Here is a 19,117-nt window from a genome sequence, read left to right on the forward strand (position 1 = left end):
GACGGCGGCCCCGCCCCGGTGAGGACGGGGCCGCCGGTGACGCTACCGGGCCTGCGCCGATGCGTACCCCGCCGGCACCGCCTCCGGTGTGTAGAAGTGCTGCCGGACCCGCCGCAGCCATGCCTCGGCGGCCCTCTCGTCGGGCTGTTCGGGCAGCGCGCCGCGTGTCTCGTCGAAGGCCGCCTCGAAGTGGCGCAGCAGCGGCAGCGCTGCCGACGGGTCGGCGGCGACCTGTTCGCCGAAGGCGTGGTAGCTGCCGGGGTCGTCGACCCGGATCGTCAGCCGACCTGTCGTGTACAGCTCGTAGCCCTGGGTGCACAGCCGCTTGAGGTGGCGGGCGTGCTTGGCGGTGCGCCGCCGGGTGTCCGCGGAGAACGAGCCGTCGCCCCGGCCGACGAGCTTGCGGAACTGCTGCGTGGCGTAGCCGAGATAGGCGTCGCGGACCCGGCGGGCGCTGAGGAAGGACGAGCGGATGCCGATCAGCTCGTCGCCTAGGGGCGTCCTCACCTCGTACAACTCCTCGGGCAGCCAGACGAGTTCCGTGACGGTGGGGTTGCCGCCGAGGGCGAGGCGGCACCACTTCGCCGCCTCGTGCAGGGTGCGGTCGGGTGCCGTGGTGACGTGGGACTCCTTCGGGCCGTGCAGGCCGTGCAGGGCTTCGGTGGGGGCGGCGAACAGGCCGAGCCGGTCCACGTCGGAGCCCTCGCGGGCGAGTCCGTACGCGGTCGAGCCGACGACGCCGGACAGCAGGATGTTGGTGACGGTCACTGGAGCCCCCCGTTGTTCGAACGCGCGCCCGTTGGTGCGAAGGGCGGCGGACCGTCATGATGCAGCGTCCGGCGGGCGGACGGCCTGTCATTTTCCGGGGTGGCGTGCCCCTCGGGTTCCGCCAGCGTTCACAGCCGCATCACATCCAGGTCTTCGGGTGCGCCCCGGTGTCGAACTAGCGTCCTGGGATCGTCCCGATACGAACGAGTGAGGTTTCGATGTCCGCAAGACATGTCCTCGCCGGCCTGACCCTGGTGCCGGTGCTCGCCGTCCCGACGGCCGCCCACGCGACACCGACGGACGGTCCCGGCGCGTTCTCCCACAAGGCGCGCTTCGACCTGCAGGCCCACCGCGGCGGCCTCGGTATGACGACCGAGAGCACCCTGGAAGGGTTCGGCAAGGCGCTGCGGCTGGGGGTGTCCACGCTGGAGCTGGACACCCAGGTCACCAAGGACCGCAAGGTCGTCGTGACGCACGACCGGCAGGTCAGCGCGCAGAAGTGCCGGGACACGGCGCCGGTGGTGCCGGGCGACCCGATGTACCCGTACGTCGGCAAGTACATCAAGGACCTGACGCTGGCGCAGATCAGGACGATGGACTGCGGCTATCAGCAGCTTCCGGGGCACCCCGAGCAGGAGCGGATCGAGGGCGCCCGGATGGTCGAGCTCCGCGACGTGCTGAACCTGGTCAAGCGTTACAAGGCCCGGCAGGTCACGCTCAACATCGAGACGAAGGTCGAGGCGGGCGCGCCCGAGCAGACCGCGCCGCGTGAGCTGTTCGTGCGCCGGGTGTTCGAGGAGATCCGCGCCTCGGGCCTGGAGCGCCAGGTCACCGTCCAGTCCTTCGACTGGGGTGCGCTGAAGGCGATGCACAAGCTGGCGCCGAGATGGCCGCTGGTCGCCCTGACCAACTACGACTTCCTCCAGGTCGGCAAGCCCGGCGCCTCCCCGTGGCTCGGCGGCATCGACGCCGACGACTACGACGGCGACTTCGTGAAGGCCGCCGCGACCGTCCCCGGCGTCAGGGCCCTCTCCCCCAACTACGGCTTCCCGCAGAACGGCAAGATCGGCGACCCGGGATTCCGCTTCTACCCGGACCGCACGATGATCGACGAGGCGCACGCCCGGGGCCTGAAGGTCGTCCCGTGGACCTGCGACGACCCGGCCACGGTGGAGGCGCTGATGGACATGGGCGTCGACGGCATCATCACCAACTACCCCGACCGCGTCCGCCAGATCATGGCCGACCGCGGGATGCGACTGCCGAAGCCGTACTTCCCACGCCTCTGACGTACCGGGGGCGGAGCACCGTGCCGTCCCCTCCGGGGCAGGGTCAGCACCAGGTCACCCTGCCGCCCGATGAGACCGTCACCCTGCTGCCGCGTATCGTCACCGCCGACGGACGGGACCCTGCGGGGCCTGCCCGTCGTGGCACGGATCGGGCTGGGGGACGACCTGAGGGGTCGGCGCTCGTGAGAGCACGGGGAGGGCTGCCCCGCTCCGGACGCGGCCTCCTGATCGCCGTATGGCATGATGTCGCCGCAGCCGATCATGGCCGATGACCAGCGCCGCGACGCCGACCACGGGCCCGAGGGTGGGGGAAGAGCCCACGAGCCGTGCGCGCGGCGCTGTCGTATGCATACGGCAACCCCCTAGCCGATGGGCGTCGGGTGGGCCGTTGGCTTCGCGACATGTGTGGCATGCACAGTCGCAGCCGACTCCCACCTGAAAGGGCATGCCCCATGCAGTTCCGAACGGCACGGCGCTGGTTGTTCGGCGGGGCTACGACCGCCTTCGTGGTCGCCGTCACAATCGCCGCGAGCGTGGAGACCGAGCCGACCGCGCGGCCGACCGACGTGGCGGCCGCAGGGAAGCTGCCGCTGGGACCCGCCATCCTGACGGAGACCCGCACCTCCCGGCAGATCGCTCCGGGTGTGACACACATCGCGATCGAGCGCGGCCAGCCGTCGGCGAACGACTTCTGGACCGTCACGATCGGCCTCGCCACGAGCGAGACGGAGGCCGCCGAGCTGGAGGGCAAGGTCCGCGCCGCCGGGTACCAGCCGCGGCGTGACCGCACCGCCGGGCCGGATCCCCGGGGGCCGCGCGACCGGCCGCTCGGCTGGATGGTGCGGGTGGGCCGGTACTCCGACCAGGCCGCCGCCGACCGGGTCAGGAACGAGCTAGCGGCCCGCGGGCTGGCCGGCGGCAGCGTCCAGCACAGCGGCGAGGACGGGCACGCCACGACGGGTCCCTGGTCCCTGGACGTGCTCGTCGTCGACCCTGCGCGGTTCCGCGGCAGTCTGCGGTCGGAGCTGACCGACGGAATCGTGCCGGGCCGCGAGACGACGAGCTCGGTGGCGCGTCGCACCGGCGCCCTCGCCGCGGTCAACGGCGGCTATTTCGTCACCGGTGGCGCTCACACGACTCCCGGCAACTGGGTGGCGGGCACCGACGGCGATCCCGCCGGCATCTCGGTGATCGGCGGCTCCCTCGTCTCGGAGGCCGTGAACGGGCGGCCCGCCCTGGTCGTGCCCGGCGACTCCGGGCAGGGCACCTCGGTACGCCGGCTCAGGACCAGAATCACGGTCCGTGCGGCGGACGGCGCCACCCGCGAGGTGACCGGCCTCAACCGGCAGTCCGGCCTGATCGTGAACTGCGGCGGCGCCGGGAACGCCACCCCCTTCTCCCACCCGGCGCACGACTACACCTGCGGCAACGCCGACGAACTCGTGGCCGTCACCGCCAGGTTCGGCGCCACCGCTCCGCAGGGCCCCGGATACCAGGTCACCCTCGACGCCGGCGGACGGGTGACCGCACTGCGGGCCGGCCGAGGCGGTTCCGTCCCCGCGCGCGGCACCGTGCTCCAGGGCACCGGGACGGGAGCCCAATGGCTGCGGGCCCACGCCCGGATCGGTGCCCGGATGTCGGTGCGCAGCACGGTGGTGGACGCCGAGAAGGGGACCCCGCTGCCGCTCACCGCGAAGACGTCCGTCGTCAACGGGGGTCCGCTGCTGCTGCGCAACGGCACCACGGTCCTCGACCCGGTCCGTGACGGATGGAGCCCCGAGGACGTCCGGGGCGCGGACCGCGCCGCCATCTACAACGGCTGGTACCTGCGCCGAAATCCGCGTACCGCCGCCGGAGTCACCCGGGACGGGCGCGTTGTCCTGCTCACCGTCGACGGCCGCCACCCCGGCCACAGCGCCGGGCTGTCGATCACCGAGACCGCCGCGGTCATGCGCAGCCTGGGCGCGGTGAACGCGCTCAACCTGGACGGCGGCGGCTCCACGGCGATGGTCGTGCGCAACGCGCCACAGGGCCTGCCCAGCGACCCCACCGGCGAACGTGCGGCCGCCGACGCGCTCGTCGTCCTGCCCGAGTCGGCCCGCTAGCGGAAAGACGCAATCACGTCCCGTACGTGAAGCCGCTGACCCCGCGACCGCGTGGCGCCGGCTCCTGGGAGGCCCGAGTCCGGCACGCGTGAAGGCAGGACACGGGCCTCCGCCAGGGTGAGGGATGTCGACGCGGGGTCCCACACATCTGGGCCACGCAAAAATGGTGGTCGGGATCTCTCCCGACCACCATGTCGATGATCTGATCTGTGTCCGAGGGGGGACTTGAACCCCCACGCCCGATAAAGGGCACTAGCACCTCAAGCTAGCGCGTCTGCCATTCCGCCACCCGGACGAGGTGTCTGCCGCCTTGCAGGAGATGTTCCGCGCGGCGACAGAGACAACAATACCAAGGTTTCGGAGTGCCCTTCACCTGCGTTTCCGCCCTGACTGCACAAGGAAAGATGACCGATCGTGCCCAGAGGGTTACTCCTGGGCACGATCGGTCGGAAGCCGGGCCTCCCTACGGCATCAGGTGGTACTCCGGGAAGTTCCCCGGCAGCCGCTCCCCCGCCGGGCCCTGTGTCACCGCCCGCACCAGCAGCTCGCCGCCGACGAACGCACCCCGCCAGGACGCGCCGAACCCGCCGAAGAGCTCCTCGCGGTCGCCGCGGGAGCGTGGCGTGCCGTGGCCGGTCTTGAAGGCGCGGATCTGCGGGGCGAGCCGTTCGTACGTCGCCCGGTCGTCCGTGGAGAGCGTGGCGACGAGCGCGCCGTTGGACGCGTTCATCGCGGCGAGCAGCTCGGCCTCGGTGTCGACCAGGACGATGGTGTCGACCGGGCCGAAGGGTTCCGCGTGGTGCAGCGGGGAGGACGGCGGCGGGTTGAGCAGCGTGACCGGCTGGACGTACGCCGAGGTGTCCTGGCCGGGCAGGAAGCGGGCGTCGCTCAGCTTGCCGCGGTGCAGCGGGACGGCGCCGCGGTCGACTGCCTCGGCCACCTGGTCGTTGAGCTCCTTGGCCTTGGCGGCGTTGATCAACGGGCCGAAGTCCAGCGCCGGGTAGGGGTCGTCGCGTTTCTCGACGGCGAGCGGGTGGCCGACCGTGAGCGTGCGGACCGCCGGGAGGTACGCCGACAGGAACTCGTCGAACAGCGCGCGCTGGACGACGAAGCGCGGGTAGGCCGTGCAGCGCTGTTTGCCGTAGTCGAAGAGCTTGGGCACGACCGCCGTGAGCGCGTCCCAGTCCGAGTAGTTCCAGATGCCCCAGGTGTTGAGTCCTTCCTGTTCGAGGATGTGCCGCTTGCCGAGGTCGGCGACGGCCGTGGCCACCGCGGCGCCGGTGTCGCGGCCGCCGACGAAGGAGACGCAGCCGATCTCCGGCGCCCGTACCAGCGCCTCGGACAGCTCGCCTCCGCTGCCGCTGACGAGGGTGACGGGCAGTCCCTCGCGGGCGGCGAGCGCACAGGCCAGGGTCAGACAGGCGACACCGCCGTCGGTCGGGGTCTTGGCGATGACCGCGTTGCCTGCCAGTGCCTGTACCAGCATTGCGTGAACGAGCACGCTCATCGGGTAGTTCCAGCTCGCGATGTTGGACACCGGCCCGTCCAGCGGGGCCCGCCCGGCGAGCATCGGGTCGATGCCGTCGACGTACCAGCGCACTCCGTCGATGGCGCGGTCCACGTCCGCCTGTGCGAGCCGCCACGGCTTGCCGATCTCCCAGACGAGCAGCAGCGCGAGCAGTTCGCGGTGCTCGCTGAGCGCGTCGAGGGTGGCGGCGACCCGGGCGCGGCGTTCGTCGAGGGGGAGGTGCCGCCAGGCGCGGTGCTGGTCGAGTGAGGCGCGGACGGCCTGCTGGGCGGTGGCGCGGTCCAGGCGCGGCGGGCCCGCTATGGGGGTGCCGTCGACGGGGGTGGTGGCGGGGAGGGCACGGCCGTCCGCCTGCCAGGTGGCGTTCCAGTGGTTGAGGACGCGGTCGTCCCGGAACGCCTCGGGGGCGACGGCGAGGCAGCGCTGCCAGGCGTCGGCCCAGGTGGTGCCGGATTTCAGGGTGAGGGTGGGTGCCATTGGTGAGCTCCGCTCTCGGTGCACAGTCGGGGCGGGAGGTGCATGGCCCGACGCCGCGCACGGCTCGCACTGCTGTGCGCGGCGTCGTCGAAATCGTCGGTCGAAATCGTCGTACGAATGAAGCTACTGACGCGTCAACAAGCGCGACAGTCACCGGTCGGCGACTATGAGTGACGTCACTTACCGGCTTCCAGCGCGGCCGGCACCAGGCGGGCGGTCTCGGTCGGTGTGCTCCCCACCCGCACGCCGACCGCCTCCAGTGCTTCCTTCTTCGCCTGTGCCGTGCCGGACGAGCCGGAGACGATGGCGCCGGCGTGCCCCATCGTCTTGCCCTCGGGGGCGGTGAAACCGGCGATGTAGCCGACGACCGGCTTGGTGACGTGCTCGCGGATGTACGCGGCGGCCCGTTCCTCCGCGTCGCCGCCGATCTCGCCGATCAGCACGATCAGTTCGGTGTCGGGGTCGTCCTGGAAGGCGGCCAGGCAGTCGATGTGGGTGGTGCCGACGACCGGGTCGCCGCCGATGCCGACGCAGGTCGAGAAGCCGATGTCGCGGAGCTCGTACATCAGTTGGTACGTCAGCGTGCCGGACTTCGACACCAGTCCGATCCGGCCGGGCTTGGCGATGTCGGCCGGGATGATGCCCGCGTTGGACTGGCCGGGGGTGATCAGGCCGGGACAGTTGGGGCCGATGATCCGGGTGCCCTTCTGTTTCGCGTACGCCGTGAAGGCGACGGAGTCGTGGACCGGGATGCCCTCGGTGATGACGACGGCGAGGCCGATGCCGGCGTCGGCGGCCTCGACGACCGCCTGCTTGGCGAAGGCGGGCGGCACGAAGACGACGGTCACGTCGGCTCCGGTCGCCGCCATGCCGTCGCCCACCGAGCCGAAGACGGGCACCGCTCGGTCGTCGAAGTCGACGGTGCGGCCCGCCTTGCGCGGGTTGACGCCGCCGACGACGTTGGTGCCGGCGGCGAGCATGCGCCGGGTGTGCTTCATGCCCTCGCCGCCGGTCATGCCCTGGACGAGGACCTTGCTCTCCTTGGTGAGGTAGATGGCCATGTCCGTCTCCTTAGGCGGCGTTGGCGAGCTCGGCGGCCGTGCGGGCGGCGCCGTCCATGGTGGTGGCCTGCTGGACCAGGGGATGCGCGCGTTCGTCGAGGATCGCGCGGCCGCGTGCGGCGTTGTTGCCGTCGAGCCGGACGACCAGGGGTTTGGTCAGCCGGACGGTGTCCAGCGCCTGCACGATGCCGTCGGCGACCGCGTCGCATGCCGTGATGCCGCCGAAGACGTTGACGAAGACCGACTTCACGGCCGGGTCGGAGAGGATGACGGACAGGCCGTCGGCCATGATCTGGGCGGAGGCTCCGCCGCCGATGTCGAGGAAGTTGGCGGGTCGGGCGCCGCAGCCCGCGACGACGTCGAGCGTCGACATGACGAGTCCGGCGCCGTTGCCGATGATGCCGACCTCGCCGTCGAGCTTGACGTAGTTGAGGCCGCGTGCGGCGGCCACCGCCTCCAGCGGGTCGTCGTGCTCCGCGCTGTCTGCGCCCCAACGCGTCTGCCGGAAGCGGGCGTTGTCGTCCAGGGTGACCTTGCCGTCGAGAGCGAGGATCTGCCCCTGTGCGGTGCGCACCAGCGGGTTGACCTCGACGAGCAGGGCGTCCTCGCGGACCAGCACCTCCCACAGCCGTACCAGCACGTCGACCGTCTGCGGGGGCAGTCCGGCCGCCTCGGCGATCCGGCCCGCCTTCGCCGAGGTGACGCCCTCGGCGGGATCGATGGGGATGCGAGCCACGGCCTCGGGCCTGCTCGCGGCTACCTCCTCGATGTCCATGCCGCCCTCCGCGGAGGCGATCGCGAGAAAGCCGCCGGCCGCGCGGTCGAGGACATAGGAGACATAGAACTCGGTCTCTATGTCGACGGGTTGCGCCAGCATCACCTTGCCGACCGTGTGGCCCTTGATGTCCATGCCGAGGATCTGGCGTGCCGTCAGCTCGGCGGCGGCCGGGTCGGCGGCGAGCTTCACGCCGCCCGCCTTGCCCCGGCCGCCCGTCTTGACCTGCGCCTTGACGACGACACGACCGCCGAGCCGGCGGGCTATCTCACGCGCCTCCTTGGGCGAGTCGGTGACCTCGGCCCTCGGCACCAAGATGCCGTGTTCCTCGAAGAGTTCCCTTGCCTGGTGTTCGTACAGGTCCATCTCGGCTCCTGACTACTGAGTCTTCCGGGGCGACCCCGAGACTCCCGAAAACTGCCGCACGCCCCCTGGACACCACCGACCGGATGCGGGATAACAAGCTTCATACAGTATTCGTCGACTGTATGCAATGTACTGCGAGAGCGTTCCAACCCCCTAGGAAGGGACAGGACTTCGCCATGCCCGACGACACCCAGGACGTCATCTCCGGCGGTCACCTCGTCGCCAAGGCCCTCAAGGCCGAGGGGGTAGACCGCATCTACACCCTGTGCGGCGGCCACATCATCGACATCTACGACGGTTGCGTCGACGAGGGCATCGAAGTCGTCGACGTCCGTCACGAACAGGTCGCCGCCCACGCCGCCGACGGTTACGCGCGGATCACCGGCAAGCCCGGCTGCGCGGTCGTCACCGCGGGCCCGGGGACGACCGACGCCGTCACCGGCGTCGCCAACGCCTTCCGCGCGGAGTCCCCGATGCTGCTGATCGGCGGTCAGGGGGCACTCACCCAGCACAAGATGGGGTCCCTGCAGGACCTGCCGCACGTCGACATGATGACGCCGATCACCAAGTTCGCGGCGGCCGTGCCGGACACGGCACGCGCGGCGGACATGGTGTCGATGGCGTTCCGCGAGTGCTACCACGGCGCGCCCGGCCCCTCCTTCCTGGAGATCCCGCGCGACGTCCTCGACGCCAAGGTGCCGGTCGACAAGGCGCGCGTGCCGAAGCCCGGCGCCTACCGCGCCTCGACCCGCTCGGCCGGCGACCCCGAGGCGATCGAGAAGCTCGCCGACCTGCTCGTGCACGCCGAGAAGCCCGCGATCCTGCTGGGCAGCCAGGTGTGGACGACCCGCGGCACCGAGGCGGCCATCGAACTGGTCCGCACACTGAACATCCCGGCGTACATGAACGGCGCCGGCCGCGGCACCCTCGCGCCCGGCGACCCGCACCACTTCCAGCTGTCGCGGCGCTACGCCTTCTCCAACGCCGACGTCATCGTCATCGTCGGCACGCCCTTCGACTTCCGCATGGGCTACGGCAAGCGGCTGTCGGCCAACGCGACCGTCGTGCAGATCGACCTCGACTACCGCACCGTCGGCAAGAACCGCGACATCGACCTCGGCATCGTCGGCGACGCGGGACTCGTGCTGAAGTCGGTGACCGAGGCCGCCTCCGGGCGCGTCAACGGGGGCGCGTCGAAGCGCAAGGAGTGGCTCGACGAGCTGCGCGCCGCCGAGCAGACCGCGCTGGAGAAGCGACTGCCGCAACTGCGCTCGGACGCCTCACCGATCCACCCGTACCGGCTGGTCAGCGAGATCAACGACTTCCTCACCGAGGACTCGATCTACATCGGCGACGGCGGCGACATCGTCACCTTCTCCGGTCAGGTCGTGCAGCCCAAGTCACCGGGTCACTGGATGGACCCGGGCCCGCTGGGCACGCTCGGCGTCGGGGTGCCGTTCGTGCTCGCGGCCAAGCAGGCGCGCCCGGACAAGGAGGTCGTCGCGCTCTTCGGCGACGGCGCGTTCTCGCTCACCGGCTGGGACTTCGAAACCCTCGTCCGCTACAACCTCCCCTTCGTCGGCATCGTCGGCAACAACTCCTCCATGAACCAGATCCGCTACGGCCAGGCCGCCAAGTACGGCAAGGAACGCGAGCGGGTCGGCAACACCCTCGGCGACGTCCACTACGACAAGTTCGCGCAGATGCTGGGCGGTTACGGCGAGGAGGTCCGTGACCCCGCCGACATCGGCCCGGCGCTGCGGCGCGCCCGCGAGTCGGGCAAGCCGTCGCTGATCAACGTCTGGGTCGACCCGGACGCGTACGCCCCCGGAACCATGAACCAGACCATGTACAAGTGAGGTGACCCGGTGACCGCACAGGCTCTCGAAGGCATCCGCGTCCTGGACATGACCCATGTCCAGTCCGGGCCCTCCGCGACCCAGCTCCTCGCCTGGCTCGGCGCGGACGTCGTCAAGCTGGAGGCGCCGACCGGTGACATCACGCGCAAGCAGTTGCGCGACCTCCCGGACGTCGACTCCCTCTACTTCACGATGCTCAACTGCAACAAGCGGAGCATCACCCTCAACACCAAGACCGAGCGCGGCAAGGAGCTTCTCACCGAGCTGATCCGGCGCTCCGACGTCATGGTCGAGAACTTCGGACCGGGCGCGATCGACCGCATGGGGTTCACCTGGGACCGCATCCAGGAGATCAATCCGCGTATCGTCTATGCCTCCATCAAGGGGTTCGGCGAAGGCCCGTACACCAACTTCAAGGCGTACGAGGTCGTCGCGCAGGCCATGGGCGGGTCGATGTCGACCACCGGTTTCGAGGACGGGCCGCCGCTGGCGACGGGGGCCCAGATCGGGGACTCGGGGACAGGCGTACACACCGTGGCGGGCATCCTCGCCGCTCTGTACCAGCGGGAGCGCACCGGGCGCGGGCAGCGGGTGAACGTGGCCATGCAGCACGCTGTGCTCAACCTCTGCCGGGTGAAGCTGCGCGATCAGCAGCGCCTGGCACACGGCCCGCTCGCTGAATATCCCAACGAGGACTTCGGCGACGAGGTTCCCAGGTCCGGGAACGCGTCCGGCGGCGGCCAGCCCGGCTGGGCGGTCAAGTGCGCGCCGGGCGGCCCGAACGACTACGTGTACGTCATCGTGCAGCCCGTCGGCTGGCAGCCGATCAGCGAGCTCATCGGCCGGCCCGAACTGGCCGACGACCCCGAGTGGTCGACGCCGGAGGCCCGGCTGCCCAAGCTCAACAAGATGTTCCAGCTCATCGAGGAGTGGTCCTCGACCCTGCCCAAGTGGGAGGTGCTGGAGAAGCTCAACGCCCACAACATCCCGTGCGGGCCCATCCTGTCCACCAGGGAGATCATCGAGGACGCCTCGCTGGCCGCCAACGAGATGGTCGTCCGGGTGCCGCACCCCGAGCGCGGCGAGTTCGTCACCGTGGGCAGCCCCCTGAAGCTGTCCGACTCCCCCGTGGAAGTGACCAGTTCACCGCTGCTGGGCGAGCACAACGAAGCGGTCTACGTCGGCGAGCTCGGCCTCGGCGACGAGGAGCTGCGCCTGCTCAAGTCGAACGGAGTGATCTGACGTGATGGCCGAAGACCGGGTGCGGAGGGTGCGCACGCTCCTCGATGCCGTCCGGGCCGAGGGGCGTACGGCGCTCACCGCTCCCGAGGGCAAGGTGATCGCGGACGCGTACGGGATCGCCGTACCCGGCGAGGAACTCGCGACGGACGTCGACGAGGCGGTGGCGTACGCGGCGCGCTTCGGCGGGCCGGTCGTCATGAAGATCGTCTCGCCGGACATCCTGCACAAGACCGACGCCGGCGGGGTGATCGTCGGTGTCGAGGGCGCCGCCGACGTACGGGCCGCGTTCCACACGATCGTCGACAACGCGCGCGCGTACGACGCGAACGCCCGCATCGAGGGCGTACAGGTGCAGGAACTGCTCCCCAAGGGGCAGGAGGTCATCGTCGGCGCGGTGACCGATCCGACGTTCGGGAAGGTGGTGGCCTTCGGGCTCGGCGGGGTGCTCGTCGAGGTCCTCAAGGACGTCACCTTCCGGCTCGCGCCCGTGGACGCCGACGAGGCGCTGTCCATGCTGGACTCGATCCGGTCGGCGGAGATCCTGCGCGGGGTGCGCGGCGCGGCGGGCGTGGACCGGTGGGCGATCGCCGAGCAGATCCGCCGGGTGTCCCAACTCGTCACGGACTTCCCGGAGATCGCCGAGGTGGACCTCAACCCGGTGATCGCCACCCCCGAGGGCGCGACCGCCGCCGACATCCGGGTGATCCTGTCCGAGGCGCCGGTGAAGCAGCGCCGCCGCTACGGGCGCGAGGAGATCCTCGCCTCCATGCGCCGGTTGATGCAGCCGCGTTCGGTCGCCGTGATCGGCGCCTCCAACGAGCAGGGCAAGATCGGCAATTCGGTGATGCGCAATCTCATCGACGGTGGTTTCTCCGGGGAGATCCACCCGGTGAACCCCAAGGCCGATGACATTCTGGGCCGCAAGGCGTACAAGAGTGTCACGGACGTTCCCGGTGAGGTGGATGTGGCCGTGTTCGCCATTCCCGCCAAGTTCGTCGCCGCGGCGCTGGAGGAGGTGGGGCGCAAGGGAATCCCGAACGCCGTACTGATCCCCTCCGGGTTCGCGGAGACCGGCGAGCACGAACTCCAGGACGAGATCGTGGAGATCGCCGAACGGCACGGCACCCGGCTGCTCGGCCCGAACATCTACGGCTACTACTCCACCTGGCAGGACCTGTGCGCCACGTTCTGCACGCCCTACGACGTCAAGGGCGGGGTCGCGCTGACCTCGCAGTCGGGCGGCATCGGGATGGCCATCCTGGGCTTCGCCCGGACCACGAAGACGGGTGTGTCGGCGATCGTGGGCCTCGGCAACAAGTCGGACCTGGACGAGGACGACCTGCTGACCTGGTTCGGCGAGGACCCGCACACCGAGTGCATCGCCATGCACCTGGAGGACCTCAAGGACGGCCGTGCCTTCGTGGAGGCGGCGCGGGAGACCGTGCCGAAGAAGCCGGTGGTGGTGCTGAAGGCGGGCCGTACGGCGGCGGGCGCGAAGGCCGCCGGCTCGCACACCGGGGCCCTGGCGGGCGACGACGCGGTGTACGACGACATCCTGAGGCAGGCCGGGGTCATCCGGGCGCCCGGGCTGAACGACATGCTGGAGTACGCGCGCGGGTTGCCGGTGCTGCCCACCCCCAAGGGCGACAACGTCGTGATCATCACGGGGGCCGGCGGCAGCGGTGTCCTGCTGTCCGACGCGGTGACCGACAACGGCCTGTCCCTGATGGAGATACCGCCGGATCTGGACGAGGCGTTCCGGAAGTTCATCCCGCCCTTCGGGGCGGCGGGCAACCCGGTGGACATCACCGGGGGCGAGCCTCCCTCGACGTACGAGGCGACGATCCGGCTGGGGCTGGAGGACCCGCGCATCCATGCGCTCGTCCTCGGCTACTGGCACACCATCGTGACCCCTCCCATGGTCTTCGCCGAGCTCACCGCGCGCGTGGTGGCCGAGTTCCGGGAGCGCGGGATCGAGAAGCCCGTGGTGGCGTCGCTCGCGGGCGACGTCGAGGTCGAGGAGGCGTGCCAGTACCTGTACGAGCGGGGCGTCGTGGCGTACCCGTACACGACGGAGAAGCCGGTGGCGGTGCTGGGCGCGAAGTACCGGTGGGCACGGGCGGCGGGCCTGTTGGGGGGCGGTTCATGACGTGAGGTGAGGGGGGAGCCGGCCGACGGTGCGCGTCGGCCGGCCCCGGGACCCGCGCGCGCACGAAAGGCATTGGACAGGGGGCGCTGGCCAGATCTTTCGACGCAAAGGGGTGCAACACGACATGACAACGACCGATCTGCCAACATCGGTGACCTACCGCGAGGTGACCGACAGGAACGGACGCGTCTACCGGGTCGGCGAGTCCGACATCGACATCATGGGGCGCAAGCGCAAGTGGATGGTGATCCTGCCCTGGGTGGGCATGATGGGCATCTCCTCCGCGGAGTACGCGTTCGCGTCCGCCGAGGAGACGATCCACCAGGCCCATCACTGGTCCGAGGGCAGCATCTTCTGGATGCTGACCGTCTGGGTGTTCTTCCAGGCCGCGGTGGCCTTCCCGGCGGGACGGCTGCGTGAGACCGGCAAGCTGCCCGCGCGCTGGGCGATGATGCTGGGCGCGGCAGGCACGCTGATGGGCTACCTGTCACTGGCCTACGCGCCGCACGTCATACTCGCCTTCGTCGGCTTCGGTATGTTCAGCGGTATGGGCGCGGGCATGGTGTACGCCACCTGCGTGAACATGGTCGGCAAGTGGTATCCGGAGCGGAAGGGTGGCAAGACCGGCTTCGTCAACGGCGGTTTCGCCTACGGCTCGGTGCCCTTCGTCTTCCTGTTCTCGACCGTGATGGACATCTCCAACTTCAAGGTCATCCTGGTCTCGGTCGGCTGCTTCCTCGCGCTGACCGTCGCCGTCGCCGGCTTCTTCTTCCAGGACCCGCCGAAGAACTGGTGGCCCGCCAAGATCGACCCGCTCAACCCGCCGGACGACCCCCGCGCACGCCGTTCCCTGGAGAAGAACCCGCCGGCCGTCCACCAGTACAGCCCCCTGGAGGCCTGGAAGACCGGCCGGGTGGCGCTCATGTGGTTCTGTCTCGCCTGCACCTCAGGCGTGAACATCTTCGGTATCGCCTTCCAGGTGGAGATCGGCGAGCACGCGGGATTCGCGGCCGGAATCGTGGCCACCGCCATGTCACTCAAGGCGATCGTCAACGGCACCGGACGCGGCGTCATCGGCTGGCTCTCCGACCTGTACGGACGCAAGCAGTGCCTGCTGTACGTCTGTGTCATCCTGGGCCTCGCCCAGTTCGGCATCATCTGGTCGGCCGAGCTCAAGAACCTGCCGCTGTTCCTGTTCTTCTCCGCGGTCTCCGGCTTCGGTGGCGGCGCCATCTTCCCGATGTTCGCGGCCATGACCGCGGACTACTTCGGGGAGAACAACAACGCGACCAACTACGGCATGGTGTACAGCTCCAAGCTGGTGTCGGGCCTCGGCTCCGGCATGGGAATCGTCGTCGTGTCGGCCTGGGGCCTGAACGGCGCCTTCATCCTGGCCGGCTGCATCTCGTTCTTCGCCGGTTTCGTGGCGCTGTTCCTCAGCCCGCCGGGACGGCCCAAGAACAAGCGCATCACCCCCAACCCGCAACCCCTGGGCGAGGAGACGGCCTGACGTGACACGTGGCCCGCGAGGCCGCACGAAGCACCGCGAACGGACCGGGCGGCCCTTCCCCACGGTGGGGAAGGGCCGCCCGATCGCGTGGTGGATCAGCGGCGCCGCTTGCGCAGGGCCGCCATGTTGTCGTAGCTGATCTTGGCCTCCCGCAGCGACTGCGCGGGGTCGGTGGCGCTCGGGGAGTTGTCGTCCTCGACCATCGGGTTGTGGTAGTTCCGCTCCCCGACCCGGGAGAAGAACGTCGTGTAGTCGATGACTCCGGTCCCGAAGGGCACCATCTCGTAGCCCATGCCGTTGGTGGTGCTGACGACGCCGTCCTTGGCGTGGAACAGCGGGTAACGCCTGTTGTTGCGGGCGACCAGGCCGGCCGGGTCGAAGACGTTCCTGCGGGTGGAGCCGTCGTGGGCGGTGTAGGTGTGGAACTTGTACTGGGCGACGTGCGCCCAGAAGATGTCCATCTCCAGCCAGACGACCCTCGGGTCGGTGACTTTGAGGAAGTACTCCAGCTTCCGGATGCCCGAGCTGCGGGTCGGCCGGCCCTGGTCGTCCAGCGGGCCGCCGTCGAGCAGGAAGCCGTAGGCGCTGTCGTGGTTGTGGGTGTAGAGCTTGATGCCCTCGCGGCGGGCGATCTCGCCGAGGGCGTTCCACTTGTCGGCGGCCACGTCCCAGTCGGCGCGGTAGGAGCTGCCGGTGGGGTCGCCGCCGGTGCCCATGTGGTCCATGCCGATGATGTTGGCGATCTCAAGGCGCTGCTTGAAGGTGTCGAGGTCCGCCGTGGTCAGCGGCCAGGACGGCGGGATGAAGCCGTGGTTGCCCTGGGCGCGCAGACCGTAGTCGTCGAGCCAGCAGCGCAGCAGCTTGGCGCCCTGGACGGTTTCCAGGTCGGCGCCGCCGGGTGCGTTGGCGTGCTGGCGGTAGCCCGCGAACTCCACCTGGCGGTAGCCGTGGCGGGCCAACTGCTTGAACACCTCGCGGAAGCCGGAGGGCAGGTCGGTGGAGAGCGGGTCGCGTGCGGTGGCGTCACGGACGGTGTAGAGGATGATGCCGCGCTTGTGCGGCGGGACGAGGACCTGCCCGCCGTGCCCGTGGCCGTGGTCGTGGTCTCTGCCGCGGTCCTGGGCCAGGGCGGGGGAGGCGCCGAAGACCGGGGCCGCGACGGCTCCGGCCGCCACGGCGGTGCAGGTGCTGAGGAAACGGCGCCGGTCCACGCCGAGGGTGCGGCGCAGTCCCTCGTCGGGGGCGTCGGCGGCGGAGACGGTGGCGGCTTTGGTGCGGGAGGGATCGGAATACGGGGTCACGAATGGCCTGCCTTCTCGGTCGTGGCCGGTTCCGGTGCCGCCGGGATCGGCCGTTGTCAGTGCCGTGTGTTTCACTCTCAGTAGTCGGATCTCGTGACGCGTCCGTGTCGTCCGTGGCGGCGTGTCAGTCGAGTCCGGCGAGCTGGAGCAGGAGTTGTTTCACATCGGTGGCCGCCACACGGCCGCCGACTGCGCGGGGGGTGGAGCAGATGAGGAGCGGACCGTCGTCGTCGCTCACGGGAAGGCGGCCGTGGCTGCCGCGAATAGGTGAGGGATCCAGCGGCACGACCGCCATGCGGTAGCGCATGCCGAGTTTCTTGCGGGCCAGTGCGGTGGCCGCCTTGACCTTGACGTAGGGGTCGAGGGGATCCATGAAGAGTTCGACCGGGTCGTAGCCGGGTTTGCGGTGGATCTCGACGAGCTGCGCGAAGTCGGGCGCGTGGGCGTCGTCGAGCCAGTAGTAGTACGTGAACCAGGCGTCCGGCTCCGCGACGGCGACGAGCTCGCCGGCCCGCGGATGGTCGAGGTGGTGGGCCTTCTTGCCCTCGTCGTCGAGGAGTTGCTCGATCCCGGGCAGCCCGTCGAGCGCGGCGCGGGCGGCGTCCAGGTCCTCGGGGCGGCGCACGTAGACATGGGCGATCTGGTGGTCGGCGACGGCGAAGGCGCGGGACGCCATCGGGTCGAGGTACTCCATGCCGTCCTGTGTGTGCACCTCCAGCAGGCCCGCGCGGCGCAGTGCGCGGTTGATGTCGACGGGCCGGCTCACGCGGGTGATGCCGTACTCGGAGAGCACGACGACGGTACGGCCCTCGGCGCGGGCGTCGGCCAGCAGTGGGGCCATGGCCGAGTCCAGGTCGGCGGCCGCCTTCAGGGAGCGCGGGTCGTCGGGGCCGAAGCGTTGCAGGTCGTAGTCGAGGTGAGGGAGGTAGCAGAGGGCCAGGTCGGGGTGCCGGGTGCGGAGGATGTGGCGGGTCGCGGCGATGATCCACCGGCTGGAGACGAGGTCCGCGCCCGGGCCCCAGAAGTGGAACAGCGGGAAGGTGCCGAGCTTTTCGGTGAGTTCGTCGTGGAGGTCCGGCGGTCGGGTGTAGCAGTCGGGTTCCTTGCGGCCGTCGGCGTAGTAGATAGGACGGGGGGTGACAGTGATGTCGGTGTCGGCGCCCATGGCGTACCACCAGCAGATATTGGCGACCGTGTAGCCGGGGTGGGCGCGGCGGGCGGCGTCCCAGAGCTTGTCGCCGGCGACCAGGCCGTTGTGCTGGCGCCACAGCAGGACGTCGCCGAGTTCCCGGAAGTACCACCCGTTGCCGACGATCCCGTGCTCGGACGGCATGGTGCCGGTCAGGAACGTGGACTGGGCGGCGCAGGTGACGGCGGGCAGGACGGTGCCCAGTGGGGCGTGGGAGCCGGACTGGGCGAGCGTCTTCAGGTGCGGCATGTGGTCGAGGAGACGGGGGGTGAGGCCCACGACGTCGAGGACGAGGAGCGGGGTGGGGCGCGCTGTGTCGGGGGCGTTCACGGCAGCTCCTTGAGTCCGAGGTCCGTCAGCAGGTCGCGGGCGAGGGTGAGTTCGGCCGCGATGCCGTCCGTGAGCTGCGTGCGGGCGCGGGGCCGCAGCTCCGGTGGGAGGGCCTGCCAGGTGTAGGTCTCGACCTCCAGGTGGTGGGTGAGCGGACCGGGGCCGCCGACGAGGCGGGCCAGGGCGGTCTTGAGTACGTCGAGCGTGGAGGTGAGGGGCGCGGCGGGGGCCGCGTGCAGCGGGACGTGGAAGTGGGCGCGCCAGGGCGAGGCGTCGGGCAGGACGTCGTCCTTGAGGGCCGCGCCGAGGTCGTCGGTGCCGCGGAGGCCCGCGGTGGTGACGGTGCGGGTCTGGTGCAGGAAGCGGGGTTCGTCGAAGGCGGCGAGGGCGTCGCGGACTTCGGGGAGATGGGGGTGTTCGGCGTGCAGTGCGGCGGAGAGCTGGGATTTGACGATGGGCACTCCGGCCCGGGTGAGGGCGTCCAGGGCGGTGTGCGGGTCTTCGAAGGAGGTGGCGAGGTGGCAGGTGTCGACGCAGATGCCGATGCGGTCGTGGTGGATCGCGGTCAGCGGGGCGATGGCGTCGCCGGTGGTCTCGACGACGCAGCCGGGCTCCGGCTCCAGGCCGACGCGGATGGAGCGGCCGGTCAGTTCCTGGAGGGCGTCGAGGCGTTCGCCGAGGGTGCGCAGCGCGGTGTGGGCGGCTTCGGCTCTTTCCGCGTCCTGGGCGGTGCGCCAGGCGAGTGGGAGGGTGGAGACGCTGCCCTCGGTGACGTCGTCGGGGAGGAGTCCGGCGAGGACGCGGGCGAGGGCGGTGGTGTGGGCGAGGCGTTCCGGGTCGGCCCAGTCCGGCTTGTACACGCGGTACTTGACCTCTTCGGCGCCGAAGCCCTCATAGGGGAAGCCGTTGAGGGTGACTACTTCGAGGCCCCGCCGGTCGAGTTCGGAGCGCAGGGTGCGCAGCGCGGACGGGTCGGTGACGAGGGCGTGGGCGGCGTCCCTGGCGAGCCACAGGCCGATGCCGAGCCGGTCGCGGCCGAGGCGGCGGCGGACGGGTTCGCAGTGGTCGCGGAGCTGGGCGAGGACACCGTCGAGGGTTTCGGCGGGGTGGACGTTGGTGCAGTAGGCGAGGTGCACCGTGGAGCCGTCGGGGTGGCGGAAGCGCATGG

Annotated in this window: 13 protein-coding genes and 1 tRNA gene; 6 read left to right on the forward strand and 8 right to left on the reverse strand. The window is 70.4% G+C overall.

Annotated elements, in window-relative coordinates:
• Nucleotides 1-42 precede the first annotated feature (42 nt).
• A complete protein-coding gene (locus tag I2W78_RS04580; RefSeq protein ID WP_196457185.1) occupies nucleotides 43-768 on the reverse strand; it encodes a nucleotidyltransferase domain-containing protein in 726 nt (241 codons plus the stop codon).
• A 218-nt stretch (nucleotides 769-986) separates the two neighbouring features.
• Between I2W78_RS04580 and I2W78_RS04585 the strand changes: the two genes are divergently transcribed.
• Nucleotides 987-2,057 carry a glycerophosphodiester phosphodiesterase family protein gene (locus I2W78_RS04585; protein WP_196457186.1) on the forward strand — a complete coding sequence of 357 codons (1,071 nt, stop codon included), beginning with the start codon at nucleotides 987-989 and terminating at the stop codon, nucleotides 2,055-2,057.
• 452 nt (nucleotides 2,058-2,509) lie between these two features.
• On the forward strand, nucleotides 2,510-4,162 hold the full coding sequence (locus tag I2W78_RS04590; RefSeq protein ID WP_196457187.1) for a phosphodiester glycosidase family protein: 1,653 nt from the start codon (nucleotides 2,510-2,512) through the stop codon (nucleotides 4,160-4,162).
• A gap of 210 nt (nucleotides 4,163-4,372) precedes the next feature.
• On the opposite strand, the gene I2W78_RS04595 is transcribed toward I2W78_RS04590, so the two are convergent.
• From I2W78_RS04595 to sucC, 4 genes are all read right to left on the reverse strand, one after another.
• Nucleotides 4,373-4,457: transfer RNA gene (locus tag I2W78_RS04595), tRNA-Leu, on the reverse strand.
• A gap of 168 nt (nucleotides 4,458-4,625) precedes the next feature.
• On the reverse strand, nucleotides 4,626-6,167 hold the full coding sequence (locus I2W78_RS04600; RefSeq protein WP_196457188.1) for an aldehyde dehydrogenase family protein: 1,542 nt from the start codon (nucleotides 6,165-6,167) through the stop codon (nucleotides 4,626-4,628).
• A gap of 176 nt (nucleotides 6,168-6,343) precedes the next feature.
• The gene (gene sucD / locus I2W78_RS04605; protein ID WP_196457189.1) at nucleotides 6,344-7,228 is read right to left on the reverse strand and encodes a succinate--CoA ligase subunit alpha; all 885 of its coding nucleotides are present in this window, start codon (nucleotides 7,226-7,228) and stop codon (nucleotides 6,344-6,346) included.
• 10 nt (nucleotides 7,229-7,238) lie between these two features.
• Complete coding sequence (sucC, locus tag I2W78_RS04610) at nucleotides 7,239-8,369, reverse strand: ADP-forming succinate--CoA ligase subunit beta (protein WP_196457190.1); 1,131 nt, start codon at nucleotides 8,367-8,369, stop codon at nucleotides 7,239-7,241.
• A 176-nt stretch (nucleotides 8,370-8,545) separates the two neighbouring features.
• Between sucC and I2W78_RS04615 the strand changes: the two genes are divergently transcribed.
• From I2W78_RS04615 to I2W78_RS04630, 4 genes are all read left to right on the forward strand, one after another.
• A complete protein-coding gene (locus I2W78_RS04615) occupies nucleotides 8,546-10,228 on the forward strand; it encodes a thiamine pyrophosphate-binding protein (RefSeq protein ID WP_196457191.1) in 1,683 nt (560 codons plus the stop codon).
• 9 nt (nucleotides 10,229-10,237) lie between these two features.
• On the forward strand, nucleotides 10,238-11,470 hold the full coding sequence (frc, locus tag I2W78_RS04620) for a formyl-CoA transferase (RefSeq protein WP_196457193.1): 1,233 nt from the start codon (nucleotides 10,238-10,240) through the stop codon (nucleotides 11,468-11,470).
• A gap of 4 nt (nucleotides 11,471-11,474) precedes the next feature.
• Nucleotides 11,475-13,619 (forward strand): acetate--CoA ligase family protein, encoded by a 2,145-nt coding sequence (locus I2W78_RS04625; protein WP_196464413.1) that lies wholly within the window; start codon nucleotides 11,475-11,477, stop codon nucleotides 13,617-13,619.
• A gap of 124 nt (nucleotides 13,620-13,743) precedes the next feature.
• A complete protein-coding gene (locus I2W78_RS04630) occupies nucleotides 13,744-15,129 on the forward strand; it encodes an OFA family MFS transporter (RefSeq protein ID WP_196457195.1) in 1,386 nt (461 codons plus the stop codon).
• A 95-nt stretch (nucleotides 15,130-15,224) separates the two neighbouring features.
• On the opposite strand, the gene I2W78_RS04635 is transcribed toward I2W78_RS04630, so the two are convergent.
• From I2W78_RS04635 to eboE, 3 genes are all read right to left on the reverse strand, one after another.
• A complete protein-coding gene (locus tag I2W78_RS04635) occupies nucleotides 15,225-16,430 on the reverse strand; it encodes a sugar phosphate isomerase/epimerase family protein (protein ID WP_196457197.1) in 1,206 nt (401 codons plus the stop codon).
• Between the two features lie 124 nt (nucleotides 16,431-16,554).
• Entirely contained in the window at nucleotides 16,555-17,949 is a 1,395-nt protein-coding gene (locus tag I2W78_RS04640) for a nucleotide pyrophosphatase/phosphodiesterase family protein (RefSeq protein ID WP_196457199.1), read from the reverse strand.
• A complete protein-coding gene (gene eboE, locus I2W78_RS04645) occupies nucleotides 17,946-19,115 on the reverse strand; it encodes a metabolite traffic protein EboE (RefSeq protein WP_196457201.1) in 1,170 nt (389 codons plus the stop codon). Before eboE ends, I2W78_RS04640 begins: the two co-directional genes overlap by 4 nt.
• Nucleotides 19,116-19,117: the final 2 nt, after the last annotated feature.

The sequence above is a fragment of the Streptomyces spinoverrucosus genome (assembly GCF_015712165.1).
GTDB lineage: Bacteria > Actinomycetota > Actinomycetes > Streptomycetales > Streptomycetaceae > Streptomyces > Streptomyces spinoverrucosus_A.